This is a genomic window from Pantoea sp. UBA5035, from assembly GCF_002415245.1.
Taxonomy (GTDB): domain Bacteria; phylum Pseudomonadota; class Gammaproteobacteria; order Enterobacterales; family Enterobacteriaceae; genus Pantoea; species Pantoea septica.
In genome coordinates this window covers 149,571-164,336 of the sequence record NZ_DICD01000008.1, presented here as the reverse complement: position 1 = coordinate 164,336, position 14,766 = coordinate 149,571, and the positions used below count along the sequence as shown (strand labels likewise).

Below are 14,766 nucleotides of genomic sequence, written 5' to 3'. Positions count from 1 at the left end.
AAGCGTGCTGATTTACAGCACCGCGACAATCGCCTCGCACAACGCTGACATGTTATCCGGCGTCATGCCCGCCACGTTAACCCGACCCGAATTCACCGCATAGACGGCAAACTCGTCACGCAGGCGGATCACCTGATCTTTGGTCAGGCCGCTAAAAGAGAACATGCCGTTCTGCTGAATGATAAAGCTGAAGTCGCGCGTGGCGCCTTTCTCCGCCAGGGTATTCACGAACAGCTGACGCATGCGCTGAATACGCTGGCGCATATCGGTCAGCTCCTGCTCCCAGATGGTACGCAGCGCCTGATTGCTCAGTATGGTCGCCACCACCGCGGCGCCGTGCGCCGGCGGGTTGGAGTAGTTGGCGCGAATGGTGTACTTCACCTGGCTGAAGGCGGTATCTGCGGTAGCCGCATCGGCCGCCACCAGGGTAATGGCGCCGACGCGCTCATTGTATAAGCCGAAGTTCTTGGAGTATGAGCTGGCGACGATTAGCTCCTGATGCGAGGCGGCGAAAATACGCAGTCCTTCCGCATCTTCATTCAGGCCGCGCGCAAAGCCCTGATAGGCAAAGTCGAACAGCGGCAGCCATCCTTTCGCCTGAGAGAGCTGCGCCAGCTGGCTCCACTGTTCCGCCGTCGGATCGATGCCGGTCGGGTTATGACAGCAGCCGTGGAACAGCACTACGTCGCCTGCTTTGGCTTCCTGCAGCGCGGCCAGCATGCCGTCGAAGTCGAGCTGATGGTTTTCCGCATCGTACCAGGCGTATTCGCACACCTCCAGGCCTGCCGCGTTAAAGACGTTTTTATGGTTCGGCCAGCTGGGATTGCTTACCCAGACGCGCTTAACGGCGGTCTGCGTGGCGAGAAAATCTGCCGCGACGCGCAGCGCGCCGGTGCCGCCAGGGGTCTGCGCGGTGCGCGCGCGGCCAGCGGCGATCAGCGGGTTCTCTGCGCCAAACAGCAGCTCCTGGGTGCAGCGCGCAAAATCGGCCAGGCCATCAATGCTGAGGTAGTTTTTGGTGGTTTCGTTTTCCAGCAGATACTGCTCGGCTTTTTTTACGCTGGTAAGCACCGGCGTATTACCGGTTTCGTCTTTATAAACGCCGATGCCAAGGTTGATTTTGTGCGGGCGGTCGTCAGCGCGAAACAGATCGGCCAGCCCAAGAATAGGATCGGCGGGTGCCGCAGAGATAGATTCAAACATGAGTCGTGTCCAGTAGCGTGAACTTTAACGAAATGAGCCTTCAGGTTAACGTCAGCGCTGCGCATTGCCAACCGTTTACGCAAAAAATCGTCGCCGGGCATCGGTCATTCAACTGGCTTATGGCAAAAAAGAGAAAGGGGCCGTTTTACGGCGAATAGCAGGCATAAAAAAACGGAGCCGAAGCTCCGTTTTTTCTGCGACAGGTAACTTAGAACTGGTAAACCAGGCCAACACCAACCACGTCGTCTGTATTCAGACCCAGTGGGTTGTTGTCGTCCAGCTGGTTGATTTTGTAATCAACGTAGGTGGACATGTTTTTATTGAAGTAGTAAGTCGCGCCGATGTCGAAATATTTGTACAGGTCAGCATCGCCGATACCTTCGATATCTTTGCCTTTCTGCTGCACGTAGGCAATGGATGGACGCAGACCGAAGTCAAACTGGTACTGAGCAACTAACTCAATAGTCTGGCTTTTGTTAACGAAAGCGGTGCCATCGGCAACGGTATTATTAGCGCCAGGTACACTGACGCCAAAGAATGAAGAGTTACGGCCTTCACCATACATTGCTGCCAGGTAAACGTTGTTCGCATCATACTTCAGCGCAGTTGCCCAGTTCTCAGAACGTTTGCCCTGGCCGTATACGTTACCGTTGACGTCAGTAGTACCTGCTGCCTGAGCATTAGTACGGTCGCTGCTGCTATATGCACCAACGATGCCTACGCCGATTGGTGAGGTATAGGAAGTTGATACGCCCCAGCCGTCGCCGTTAGCACGACGAACGTCGCTACGGTCGTTTTTACCCTGATACTGAACTGCGAAGTCCCAGCCATCTACCAGGCCGAAGAAGTTCTTGTTGCGGTAGGTCAGCAGGCCGGTGCTACGACCATTCATGAAGTTGTCTGAGCTGCCCCAGTCGCCACCGAATACTGGCAGCATATCGGTCCAGCCGATTGCATCGTAAACCAGGCCGTAGTTACGGCCGTAGTCGATAGAACCTGCATCACCGAATTTCAGACCGGCAAAGCCCAGACGAGTTTTGTTGCCGTCTTGTGCGTCTGAACCTTCTGAGTTGTTTGCCTGAACGTTGTATTCCCACTGACCGTAACCGGTCAGCTGGTCATTAATCTGGGTTTCACCTTTGAAACCAAAGCGAACATAAGACTCATCACCATCATCACCATCGCTATCAGAAAATTGGTGACGCGCATCTACTTTGCCGTACAGATCCAGCTTGTTGCCGTCTTTATTATAAATTTCTGCTGCGTTTGCTGCGCCGGCAGCTAACAGAGCAGGGATAACCACTGCAAGAATGTTGCGCTTCATCATTATTTATTACCCTCATTGGAGTTTATTCGGACACCTGCCACTGCCGTCAAGAAACCGTTACGGAACCCTGAGAGAAGTTTGGTGTCTTCCTGTGTCTGCACGCATCTTTCCATCCCGAAGCAGGATATGCCACACTGAAAATGCTACTAAACTCGTAATCTGGTTTCTAAAAGCAAATTTGTATTACAAAATGTAAATATTGGGGAACTTTGTGAGAGAACTCAAAATTTACAAAAATAAAAAAAGGCCGGCAGTGCCGACCTCGTTATATATATGAATTTCTTATAATTAATAGATAATTTTAGAAATTTGCATTGCGCGGGGTACGTGGAAAAGGGATAACGTCCCTTACATTTTGTACGCCGGTGACATAGGCGATTAAACGTTCAAAGCCTAAACCGAAGCCTGAATGGGGCACGGTGCCGTAGCGACGCAGATCGCGATACCACCAGTAATCTTCTTTATTCAGGCCCATCTCTTCCATACGCGCGTCCAGCACGTCGAGACGCTCTTCACGCTGCGAACCGCCGATAATTTCGCCGATGCCCGGCGCCAGCACGTCCATCGCCGCCACGGTTTTATTATCTTCGTTAAGGCGCATATAGAACGCCTTGATCTCTTTCGGATAGTTTTTCACCACCACCGGCGCTTTAAAGTGCTGCTCGGCCAGATAGCGCTCGTGCTCTGAAGAGAGATCGATGCCCCAGGAAACCGGGTTTTCGAAGCTCTGCCCGCACTTTTCCAGAATGGTAATAGCGTCGGTGTAGTCAACCTGCGCGAAGTCGGTGGAGATAAAGCGCTCCAGACGATCGACCGCCTCTTTATCCACGCGTTCGGCAAAGAACGCCATATCGTCGGCGCGTTCGTCCAGCACCGCTTTAAATACATATTTCAGCATCGCTTCGGCGAGCGCGGCGGCGTCATCCAGCGTAGCGAAGGCGATTTCCGGCTCCAGCATCCAGAATTCCGCCAGGTGGCGGCTGGTGTTGGAGTTTTCCGCGCGGAAGGTCGGGCCGAAGGTGTAGATTTTCGACAGGGCGCAGGCGTAGGTTTCGCCGTTCAGCTGGCCGGAAACGGTCAGAAAAGCTTCTTTGCCGAAGAAATCTTCGTTGAAGTCGACGGCGCCCTGCGGCGTGCGCGGCAGGTTTTCCAGATCCAGCGTCGAGACGCGGAACATTTCGCCGGCGCCTTCGGTGTCCGAGGCGGTGATCAGCGGGGTCGATACCCAGAAGTAGCCGTTCTCGTGGAAGAAGCGATGCAGCGCCTGCGCCAGGGTATGGCGCACGCGCGCCACGGCGCCGATCAGGTTGGTGCGCGGACGCAGGTGCGCCACTTCGCGCAGATATTCGATGCTGTGACGCTTCGCCGCCATCGGATAGGTGTCGGGATCGTCCACCCAGCCGGTCACTTCCACGCGGGTCGCCTGGATCTCAAACGCCTGGCCCTGGCCCGGCGAGGCCACTACGGTGCCGGTCACGATCACCGAGCAGCCGGTGGTCAGGTGCAGAACCTCGTCCTGATAATTATTCAGAGAATTATTCACAACGGCCTGAACGGGATTAAAGCAGGAACCGTCATAAACGGCGACGAAGGAAAGACCGGCTTTTGAATCTCTTCGGGTACGCACCCAACCACGTACGGTGACTTCACTGTCAACCGCGACGCGACCGTGCAGTACGTCCGCTACAGGCACTACGCTCATAAATATCTCTCTATATAGAAGAAGTGAGTTTAAACAATCTCCCCACACCGGGGTGTTGCTATGTTACTTGCGAGTCGCAAGGAAACAAGCAAAATCCGGCGGGACGGCAGATTTATTACAGCAGAAGCGGGGCGCATCAACGCCCCGATAACGCGAGGATTAGCTGGCTTTTTTCACCAGTGGCAGATCGAAAGCTTTTCGCAGGGCGCGAACAAAGGCCTGATCCTGACAAATGGTCTTGCCCGGACTGTCGGAGAGCTTCGCCACCGGCTTGCCGTTGCACTCCACCAGTTTAATCACGATATTGAGCGGTCTGACGCCGGGAATATCGCAGGTCAGGCGGGTACCGATGCCAAACACCACGCCGGCGCGCTGGCCGAAGTGGCGATAGAGCGCCAGCGCCTTATCCAGGTCGAGGTTGTCGGAAAAGACCAGGGTTTTGCTGTGCGGATCGATGCCCAGCTTCTCATAGTGGGCCAGCGCCTTTTCGCCCCACTCGACGGGATCGCCTGAATCGTGACGTAGTCCCTGATAGCGGCTGGCGAAGTTAACGCCGAAGTCGCGCAGAAAGGCGTCCATCGCGATGCAGTCGGTGAGCGCGATGCCCAACTGCCCGTCATACTCGTCGAGCCACGCCTGCAGCGCCGCGCGCTGGCTGTTGGCCAGCACCGGGCTAATCTGCTGAAAAGCCTGAAACCATTCGTGCGCCTGCGTGCCGACCGGCGTCAGCGCCAGGCGGCGCGCCAGATCGTAGTTGCTGGTGCCGATCAGCCAGGGGAAGTCCTGCTTCAGGGTGGCGACGATGGCCTGCTGCACCTCCTGCGAGAAACGGCGGCGGGTGCCGAAATCCATCAGGCGAAAGCGCGACATATCGATGTCGGCGACATCGCGGCGGAAGGCGCTCAGCTTCTGCTGAAGATGGTCGACCGCCTGCTGCGCGCTTACCAGCGGCGAGCGGTGGCGATGCACCACTTCGCTGATCAGCGCCAGCAGCGGCACCTCCCATAAAATCACTTCGCGCCAGGGGCCAGTGATGCGGATAGCGAGATGGCCGTCGCTATTGCGCACCTGCACCTGGTCGGGGTTATAACGAAAATCGCGCAGCCAGTTAAGGTAGTCGGCGTGGAAGAAGGGCAGGCTGGAGAGATACGTATGTTCGTCATCGGTCAGCGCTAGCGTCTGCATGGCGTTAATGGCCTCGCGAATCTCGTTCGCATAGAGACCAAGCAGATCGTCGCCGCGGCAACGAAACTCAGCCGCCACCGTGACATCGTGATAACGGTGGAATACGGCTTGCTGCATATGAAGCTTGTAGGCGTCAGTATCCAGCAGGGAAGTCAGTATCGGGGAAGCATGTCCTGTCATGGTGCGTTTCAGCATCCTGTTCGGCGGCGCAGAGCCCGGTGTGTGAGAGTCATAAAGACGCAGGAGTATAAATCAGTAACTGCGACCGATCACAGCATATTTCAAGCCCGCAGGTCGAGGTTAAAACGTGCCGTTGTTAATGAATTGTAGCTATTTATGCCGCGATGCGCATTGTGCATGGCAAGCTAAAGGCAACGCGCTTAGACTTTGGCGGTAAACCTATAACAATGCGAGACGGAATATGACGCAACAGCACCACATTAAATATCGCCACGACTATCGTGCGCCGGATTACACCATCACCGATATCGACCTGACCTTTGCGCTCGACGCGGCGGCGACGCGCGTCACCGCCGTCAGTCAGGTTAAACGTCTCGGCGATGCGCAGGCTGAGCTGCGTCTCGATGGCGAAGCGTTAACCCTGATCGCCATTGAAGTGGATGGATCGCCGTGGAGCGCCTACCGTCAGGAAGAGGGCGCGCTGGTGCTGAGCCAGCTGCCGGAGCAGTTCCAGCTCAAGATCGTCAATGATATTCATCCCGATAAAAATACCGCGCTGGAAGGGCTTTATCAGTCTGGCGAAGCGCTCTGCACCCAGTGCGAAGCCGAAGGTTTTCGTCACATTACCTGGTATCTGGATCGCCCGGACGTGCTGGCGCGCTTTACCACGACCATCATCGCCGACGAGGCGCGCTACCCCTATCTGCTCTCCAACGGCAACCGCATCGACGGCGGCAAAGCGGAGCAGGGCAAGCACTGGGTGAAATGGCAGGATCCCTTCCCGAAACCCTGCTATCTCTTTGCGCTGGTGGCGGGCGATTTCGACGTGCTGCGCGACAGCTTTAAGACCCGTTCCGGCCGCGACGTGGCGCTGGAGATCTTCGTCGATCGCGGCAATCTGGATCGCGCTGACTGGGCGATGACCTCGCTGAAAAACAGCATGAAGTGGGACGAGGAGCGCTTCGGCCTCGAGTATGACCTCGACATCTTTATGATTGTCGCCGTCGACTTCTTCAATATGGGCGCGATGGAGAACAAAGGCCTGAACGTCTTTAACTCCAAATATGTGCTGGCGAAGGCGGAAACCGCAACCGACAAAGACTATCTCGGCATCGAAGCGGTGATCGGCCACGAATATTTTCACAACTGGACCGGCAACCGCGTCACCTGCCGCGACTGGTTCCAGCTCAGCCTGAAAGAGGGGCTGACGGTATTCCGCGATCAGGAGTTCAGCTCCGATCTCGGCTCGCGCGCGGTCAACCGCATCGATAACGTGCGCGTGATGCGCGGCGCGCAGTTCGCCGAGGACGCCAGCCCGATGGCGCATCCGATCCGCCCGGATCAGATGATGGAGATGAATAACTTCTATACCCTGACCGTTTACGAAAAGGGATCGGAAGTGATCCGCATGATGCACACGCTGCTCGGCGAAGAGAACTTCCAGAAAGGGATGCAGCTCTACTTCGAGCGTCACGACGGCAGCGCGGCGACCTGCGACGACTTCGTGCAGGCGATGGAAGATGCCTCGAATGTCGATCTGTCGCAGTTCCGCCGCTGGTACAGCCAGAGCGGCACGCCGGTGCTGACAGTACGTGACGACTACAACCCCGAGCTGGAGCAGTATACGCTGCACGTCACGCAGCACACGCCGCCGACCGCCGATCAGAAAGAGAAGCTGCCGCTGCATATTCCGCTCGATATCGAACTCTATGACGGCGAAGGCAAGGTGATTCCGCTGCAGCATAACGGTCATCCGGTGCATCATGTGCTGAACGTGACCGAGGAGTTCCAGACCTTTATCTTCGATAACGTCTACTTCCAGCCGGTGCCGTCGCTGCTGCGCGAATTCTCCGCGCCGGTGAAGCTCGACTATAAATGGAGCGATGCTCAGCTCACCTTCCTGATGCGCCATGCGCGCAACGATTTTGCACGCTGGGATGCGGCGCAGAGCCTGCTGGCTACCTATATCCGCCTTAACGTGGCGCGCCATCAGCAGGGCCAGCCGCTGTCGCTGCCGCTGCACGTTGCCGACGCTTTCCGTGCGGTTCTGCTGGACGAAGGGCGCGATCCGGCGCTGACCGCGCAGATTCTGACGCTGCCGGGCGAGAACGAGATTGCCGAGCTGTTCGAGGTGATCGATCCGCAGGCGATTACGGTGGTGCGCGAGGCGCTGGTGCGCACGCTGGCCGCCGAGCTGGCGGATGAGTTTTATGCCGTCTACAACGCGAATCAGCAGGGTGAGTACCGCATCGAGCACGATGCGATGGGGCAGCGCGCGCTGAAGAATATCTGCCTCTACTATCTGGCGTTCGGCGAAACCACGCTGGCGGACAGGCTGGTGCAGACGCAGTATCAGCAGGCGAACAATATGACGGATGCGCTGGCGGCGCTGGCGTCGTCGGTGGCGGCGCAGCTGCCGTGCCGCGGCGCGCTACTGGCGCACTACGACGAGCGCTGGCATCGTGATGGCCTGGTGATGGATAAATGGTTAATGCTGCAGGCCACCAGCCCGTCGCCGGACGTCTTGCAGAAGGTGCGCGAGCTGCTGCATCATCGCTCGTTCACCATGAGCAACCCTAACCGCATCCGCGCGCTGATCGGCGCGTTCGTCTCCGGCAACCCGGCGGCGTTCCACGCCAAAGACGGCAGCGGCTATCAGTTCCTGGTGGAGATGCTGACCGATCTTAATACCCGCAACCCGCAGGTGGCGGCGCGTATGATCGAGCCGCTGATCCGCCTGAAGCGCTACGACGCCGACCGTCAGGCGCTGATGCGTCAGGCGCTGGAAACGCTGCAGGGGCTGGATAAGCTCTCGGGCGATCTCTATGAGAAGATCACCCGCGCGCTAAACGCTTAAATGGCAAAGGCGGGAAATATTCCCGCCTTACAGGCAGCAGAAAAGTATAAAACGCGGGTAGCAGGGACCGGAGAGCAAAGCGTCCCGCGACAGGGATGTCGTGGTCCGAGCGCGCAAGGATGCCTTGAGCGACTTTGCGATCGGTCCCTGCCACCCGCGTTGTCATCTGATCCTGGTGTTACCAACTCTTTTTAGCGCTGGTGGGCGTAGCGCGCCGGCTGCTCGCTTTCGCTGCGGCGCATCACGCGATCCAGCACCTCCGCCTCTAGCTCCGCCAGCCTGACCGACCCGCGACGGCGCGGACGCGGCAAATCCACCAGCAAATCGAGCCCAATCTGACCCTCTTCGATCAGCAGCACGCGATCCGCCATCGCGACGGCTTCGCTGACGTCATGCGTTACCAGCAGCACGGTAAAATGGTGCTGCTGCCATAACGACTCGATTAGCCCCTGCATTTCAATACGCGTCAGCGCGTCAAGCGCGCCGAGCGGCTCGTCGAGCAGCAGCAGACCCGGACGGTGAATCAGCGCGCGCGCCAGCGCCACGCGCTGCTTCTGTCCACCGGAGAGCGCAGCGGGCCACTCATGCGCGCGCTCCGCCAGCCCGACTGCCTCCAGCGCCTCGAGCGCCGCGCTGCGCCACTCGCGACCCTTCAGGCCGAGACCGACATTATCGATAACCCGCTTCCACGGCAGCAGACGCGCGTCCTGAAACATCAGGCGGGTATCTTCGCGCGCGGTGTGCAGCGGCGCGTTGCCCGCCAGCAGCTCGCCCTGGGTGGTCTGCTCCAGCCCCGCCAGCAGGCGCAGCAGCGTACTCTTGCCGCAGCCGCTGCGCCCAACTACCGCGACAAACTGACCGGAAGGAATATGCAGATCGATATGATTCAGGATGGTGCGGCTGCCGTACTGCTTGCTGACGCCGTTGACGCCGACCGGCGTGCCGGCGTTCAGCCGCGCCGGAGAGAGTGAAGTGCTCATGCGTTCTCCTCCTTCAGTTGATAGGCCGGATGCCAGCGCAGCCAGACGCGCTCCAGCAGCAGGGCGGCGACATCCGCCAGTTTGCCGAGCAGGGCGTAAAGAATAATCGCCACCACCACCACGTCGGTTTGCAGGAATTCACGCGCGTTCATCGCCAGATAGCCGATGCCCGAATTGGCGGAAATGGTCTCGGCGACAATCAGCGTCAGCCACATCAGGCCGAGCGCGAAACGCACGCCGACCATAATCGAGGGCAGGGCGCCGGGCAGGATCACCTGAATAAACAGGCTCCAGCCGGAGAGGCCGTAGCTGCGCGCCATCTCCACCAGACCCCGGTCGATATTGCGAATGCCGTGGTAGGTATTGAGGTAGATGGGAAACAGGGTGCCGAGCGCCACCAGAAAAATCTTCGCCGCCTCGTCGATGCCGAACCAGAGGATCACCAGCGGGATCAGCGCCAGATGCGGCACGTTGCGCAGCATCTGCACCGAGGTATCGAGCAGCCGCTCGCCAAGGCGCGAGGTGCCGGTGATCAGCCCCAGAATCAGCCCGATGGAGCCGCCGATGCTAAAGCCGATCAGCGCGCGCCAGCCGCTGATGGCGAGGTGCTGCCACAGCTCGCCGCTGGCAGCCAGATGCCAGAAGGTAATGACGATATTTTCCGGCGAAGGCAGAATGCGCGTCGACAGCAGCCCGGTCTGGGAAGCAATTTGCCAGATCACCACCAGCAGCGCCGGGAAAATCCAGGGCACCAGCTGGTTGGTAATGCGTTTAGTGGTTTTCGCCATCATTTCACCCTCAGCTCTGCGACACTTTCTGCGGACGGAAATCGTTGGCGACGGTTTCGCCGAACGCCTGCACGTTGCGCGGTTGCGGGATCTGCGGCACCTCCAGGTCGAGATGCGGGAAGAGCAGCTCGCCGACGCGATACGCCTCTTCCAGATGCGGGTAGCCGGAAAGAATAAAGGTCTCGATGCCGAGGTCAGCGTACTCCTGCATGCGCGCGGCCACGGTCGGGCCGTCGCCGACCAGCGCGGTGCCGGCGCCGCCGCGCACCAGACCGACGCCCGCCCACAGGTTCGGGCTGATTTCCAGCTGGTCGCGGCGCCCGCTGTGCAGCGCCGCCATGCGCTGCTGGCCTACCGAGTCGGTGCGGGCGAATGCGGCCTGCGCCTTCGCGATAGTGTCGTCGTCGAGATGGGCGATCAGACGATCGGCGGCGCGCCAGGCTTCATCGTTGGTTTCGCGAACGATGACGTGCAGACGAATGCCGAAGCGCACCTTGCGTCGCTGCGCCGCCGCTTTGGCGCGCACCTGTTCAATCTTCTCTTTCACCAGCGCGGGCGGTTCGCCCCAGGTGAGGTAAACGTCGACCTGCTCGGCGGCCAGATCCTGCGCCGGTTCAGAGGAGCCGCCGAACCAGAGCGGCGGACGCGGCTGCTGCACCGGGTCGAACAGCAGGCGCGCGCCGCGCACCTTGACATATTTGCCGGCGTAATCGACCGTTTCGCCCTCCAGCACGCGACGCCAGACGCGGGTAAACTCCGCCGACTCGACGTAGCGCTCATGGTGATCGAGAAACACGCCGTCGCCCGCCAGCTCTTCGGGATCGCCGCCGGTCACCAGATTAAACAGCGCACGGCCGTTAGAGAGGCGATCCAGCGTCGCGGCCTGGCGCGCCGCCTGGGTCGGCGAAATCACGCCGGGGCGCAGCGCCACCAGAAAACGCAGGCGCTGCGTTACCGGGATCAGCGAGGCGGCGACCAGGCAGGCGTCTTCGCACGAACGGCCGGTCGGAATGAGCACGCCGCCGAAGCCCAGGCGGTCTGCGGCCTGCGCGATTTGCTGCAGGTAGCCGTGGTCGACCGGACGCGCCCCTTCCGAGGTGCCGAGATAGTGTCCGTCGCCGTGCGTCGGAAGAAACCAGAATACGGATAAGCTCATTATTCGCTCCTTACTGAAGTTGGGCGCTGGGATGCCAGATGCGATCGGCGATCGTCAGTTTGACCGGCACCAGGTGGCTGGAATAGAACAGATCGGCGGTGTGCTGCTGCGCCGCTGCGGTTTGCGCGCTGACCGGCGAAATGCGGGTCGGCGGACGGTGATCGAGATAGCTGGCGATAACCGGCTTCGGCAGGCCCATCGCGGCGGCGAGCAGATCGATGCTCTGATCGCGCTGGCTGAGCGTCAGCGCATCCGCCTGGCTAAAGGTATCCAGCACCTGTTGAACGAAGGCGCCGTTCTGCTCGGCGAACTTACGCGTCGCCAGGTAGAATGAGCCGGTAAGATTGAGCTGGCTGCCGTCGGCCAGCACGCGCACGTTGCCCTGCTGCAGCGCGGCGGAATAGTAGGGATCCCAGATAGCCCAGGCATCCACGTCGCCCTGCTGGAAGGCGGCGCGCGCGTCGGCGGGCGTCAGATAGATCGGCTGAATATCCTTAAAGCTCAGCCCTTCACGCTGCAGGGCGCGCAGCAGCAGGTTGTGCGAGCTGGAGCCTTTCTGAAAGGCGACTTTCTTGCCTTTCAAATCGGCGACGCTTTTTAGCGGGCTGTTCTTCGCCACCAGAATCACCTCAGCCTGCGGTTTAGGCGGCTCCGAGCCGACGTAAAGCAGATCGGCGCCCGCCGCCTGGGCGAACAGCGGCGGTATATCGCCGGTGCTGCCGAGGTCGATGCTGTCGACGTTTAGCGCCTCCAGCATCTGCGGACCGGCGGGAAATTCGATCCACTGAATTTTGGTGTTGGGGAAGCGCTGCTCCAGCAGTCGGTGCGATTTCGCCAGCACCATGCTGACGGAACCCTTCTGGTAGCCGATGCGAATCTGCGCGGGCGCGTCCGCCGCCTGCGTTTGCAGGCTCAGCACGGCGAATGCGGCAAGTAGCCAGCCGGTGATGCTCTTCATGTCGGTTTCTTCCTTTAAACAGCCTGCGCCAGAGGTTTGTGATGGCGGGTCAGCGCCAGCCAGAACGCCTCGACCGCCTCATCCAGCCGGCGCGCCAGCGCCGCCTGCAGCTCGGGCTGGCGATCGTAGTGGGTAATCTGATGATCTTCGGCAAACACGCCGTGCAGGATCTCCTGCGCCTTTAGCGCGTTCAGCACCGGCTTCAGGGCGTAATCGACCGCGAGCATATGGGCCACGCTGCCGCCGCTGGCCAGCGGCAGCACCACTTTGTGCTCCAGGGCGCGTTCGGGCAGCAGATCGAGCAGGGTTTTCAGCGCGCCTGAGAAAGAGGCCTTATAGACCGGCGTGGCGACAATCACGCCGTCGGCAGCAAGCAGATCTTCGCGTAGCGCCAGCAGCGCCGGGGCATCGAACCGCGCGTTAATGAGATCGTCAGGCTGAAAGTTCTGGATATTCCAGGGGATCACCTCAACGCCGCGCGCTTCCAGCGCGCGCTGGCACAGGGTAAGCAGCGAAGTCGAACGTGACGGGAAACGCGGGCTGCCCGCTAGCGTAATAACTCGCATCGTTACTCCTTATAACTGAAAGTTATTGATTAGCTATTGTTGAGAACTGATGGTCACATCCTGACAGAGCGGGGGAGAGGGCTTAAATGATTTATCTGGCAATCTAAAGGCGAAAAGCGCAAAACGCGCAGCGTTATTAATGAAAGCGTTGCCGGCAGCGGCAGGACGGAGTTCCGAATAATCCTAAAACACTGGCGCAGATCCAGAGGCATTGTTTATGCCGACTTAACAAATAGCAGCAAAAGTATCTGCATATTATCTGGTGCAGGCTTATTAATCAGGCAGGGCACGTGACGCTATTTATTTCCTGCAACCCATTTGATGCGGCCTAAAGGAGCGCGCGCTAAACATGCCGCATCCGCCGTGGGAACGCAGGCGTTATTATCGGAATATCGCCATGCCGATAACGGACGTTGGGGAAACGTCATTTTCGTTAAGTGATAATAAAGCTGCCAGACTGAAACGCTTTGTGACCTTTTTTCCCTCTAAAAGCGCTGAGGGTTTAGCCAGAAAAGTTACACGATGTTAAGCAAAAGCCGCGCTTTGCCTCTGATACTTTACCCGGCGTGATAGATTACGCGCTGAGCACAAGTCTGAATAAAACACTGGCCCTGTTAATAGAAAAAAGCTTCTGCCTATACTATTCCACCACGAGAGACTCGCTGCTGACGTCTCGTTTAATTCTTTCTGCGCCATGCTTTAACACAACTTTAATATTTGTGTAACGCTCGTGCCTTTTCTTTTAATCGACCCAGAGAAAGATGTATGGCAAAGACGCTGCTATCAGTCATTATTCCCACGTATAACGTGGAGAAATATATAGTCGAATGTGTCGACTCCTTGTTGCGTCAGGTTGACGCGCCGACAGAAATTATCATTGTTAACGACAGCTCGACCGATGGCACTCTGGCGCTGGTGGAGCAGAAATATGGCCACCAGCCGCAGGTTCGCGTTATTACCACGCCCAACGGTGGCGCGGGTAAAGCGCGCGATACCGGCATCGACGCCGCACAGGGAGAGTTTGTCTTCTTCTGCGACCCGGACGATATCGTACCGGAAGGTTTCGTTGCAGAGCTGCAGCAGGTTACCACTGCGCACCCTGAGATCGACCTCTTTTGCTTTAATTCGCAGATGTTCGAAGACGGTCGGGAAAATCAGACCCGTCCTAAAGTGCGCCACGATCAATTCGGCCTGCAGTCGCCGCAGCAGGTTTTGTCGCGTCTGCTGAATAACGGCTCCTATACTTCCGCCGCCTGGAACTACGCGGTGAAAAGAAGCCTGATTACGCAGCACAACCTGCGTTTTGTCGACCGGGTGCATGAAGATCATAAATTTACGCTGTCGGTATTCGTTCACGCCACGCACGCCTGGGTAAGCCAGCACGTTTACTATCGCCAGCGCGTACGCAGCGGTTCGCTCACCAACAGCCGCAAAAACGACGACTATTTTCTGCAGCGTTATAACGCCTTTATGCAGACCTACGGCATCCTCAAGCATAATTTAGATCATTCGCCGCTGAAGGCGCAGCTGGAAAAAGCCTATTTAATGCACTCTTTCCGCCTGATGATTTATCTTTCGCTCTACAACGGCACGCCGGTGCCGGAATATGTCATTAATGCGATTCGCTTTATGGGCGGCAAATTTAAGCCGGTCAACGCCAAAGAGTGGTTGCTTATTAATCGCCCGCGCATGTTTATCCTGCTGCAAAAATATAAAGTTACAAAAGAGCTGAAAAAAGCCGCCTGACTTTTCACTCGCATCGGAATGCCTGCTTATCGGACGATTCACCGCGGATAAATATTATTTCACCCTCTGACTTCACCCGCGGCAGGTCAGATTAAATCTGGCGCGCAGCGCCAGAGAT

At 58.2% G+C, this 14,766-nt stretch carries 11 protein-coding genes; 2 read left to right on the top strand and 9 right to left on the bottom strand.

Translation table 11 applies throughout. From position 1 onward, the window contains the following. Positions 1-12: 12 nt before the first annotated feature. The 4 genes from B3229_RS05650 to pncB form a co-directional block, all read right to left on the bottom strand. Positions 13-1,203, bottom strand: coding sequence for an amino acid aminotransferase (locus B3229_RS05650; RefSeq protein WP_286870032.1), 1,191 nt, complete (start codon positions 1,201-1,203; stop codon positions 13-15). A gap of 208 nt (positions 1,204-1,411) precedes the next feature. Beyond that, positions 1,412-2,530 (bottom strand): porin OmpF, encoded by a 1,119-nt coding sequence (gene ompF / locus B3229_RS05645; RefSeq protein ID WP_286870030.1) that lies wholly within the window; start codon positions 2,528-2,530, stop codon positions 1,412-1,414. Between the two features lie 301 nt (positions 2,531-2,831). After that, complete coding sequence (gene asnS / locus B3229_RS05640; protein ID WP_033751232.1) at positions 2,832-4,232, bottom strand: asparagine--tRNA ligase; 1,401 nt, start codon at positions 4,230-4,232, stop codon at positions 2,832-2,834. A 159-nt stretch (positions 4,233-4,391) separates the two neighbouring features. After that, a complete protein-coding gene (gene pncB / locus B3229_RS05635) occupies positions 4,392-5,597 on the bottom strand; it encodes a nicotinate phosphoribosyltransferase (protein ID WP_096073887.1) in 1,206 nt (401 codons plus the stop codon). Positions 5,598-5,838: 241 nt separating this feature from the next. Here pncB and pepN point away from each other — a divergent pair, with 241 nt between their 5' ends. After that, entirely contained in the window at positions 5,839-8,454 is a 2,616-nt protein-coding gene (pepN, locus tag B3229_RS05630) for an aminopeptidase N (RefSeq protein ID WP_286870028.1), read from the top strand. 191 nt (positions 8,455-8,645) lie between these two features. Here pepN and ssuB read toward each other — a convergent pair whose 3' ends face one another. Genes ssuB through ssuE form a run of 5 tightly spaced genes read right to left on the bottom strand, consistent with a single transcriptional unit; the run spans position 8,646 to position 12,902 of the window. After that, the gene (ssuB, locus tag B3229_RS05625; protein WP_033789312.1) at positions 8,646-9,434 is read right to left on the bottom strand and encodes an aliphatic sulfonates ABC transporter ATP-binding protein; all 789 of its coding nucleotides are present in this window, start codon (positions 9,432-9,434) and stop codon (positions 8,646-8,648) included. Next, complete coding sequence (ssuC, locus tag B3229_RS05620; protein WP_048785793.1) at positions 9,431-10,222, bottom strand: aliphatic sulfonate ABC transporter permease SsuC; 792 nt, start codon at positions 10,220-10,222, stop codon at positions 9,431-9,433. The genes ssuB and ssuC overlap by 4 nt, the downstream gene beginning before the upstream one ends. Positions 10,223-10,232: 10 nt before the next feature. Next, a complete protein-coding gene (gene ssuD / locus B3229_RS05615) occupies positions 10,233-11,378 on the bottom strand; it encodes an FMNH2-dependent alkanesulfonate monooxygenase (protein WP_286870027.1) in 1,146 nt (381 codons plus the stop codon). Between the two features lie 10 nt (positions 11,379-11,388). Beyond that, positions 11,389-12,336, bottom strand: coding sequence for a sulfonate ABC transporter substrate-binding protein (locus tag B3229_RS05610; protein WP_048782956.1), 948 nt, complete (start codon positions 12,334-12,336; stop codon positions 11,389-11,391). Between the two features lie 14 nt (positions 12,337-12,350). Beyond that, on the bottom strand, positions 12,351-12,902 hold the full coding sequence (ssuE, locus tag B3229_RS05605; RefSeq protein ID WP_033789321.1) for an NADPH-dependent FMN reductase: 552 nt from the start codon (positions 12,900-12,902) through the stop codon (positions 12,351-12,353). Between the two features lie 765 nt (positions 12,903-13,667). Between ssuE and B3229_RS05600 the strand changes: the two genes are divergently transcribed. Then, entirely contained in the window at positions 13,668-14,648 is a 981-nt protein-coding gene (locus tag B3229_RS05600; RefSeq protein ID WP_048782959.1) for a glycosyltransferase family 2 protein, read from the top strand. The last annotated feature ends 118 nt before the right edge of the window (positions 14,649-14,766 follow it).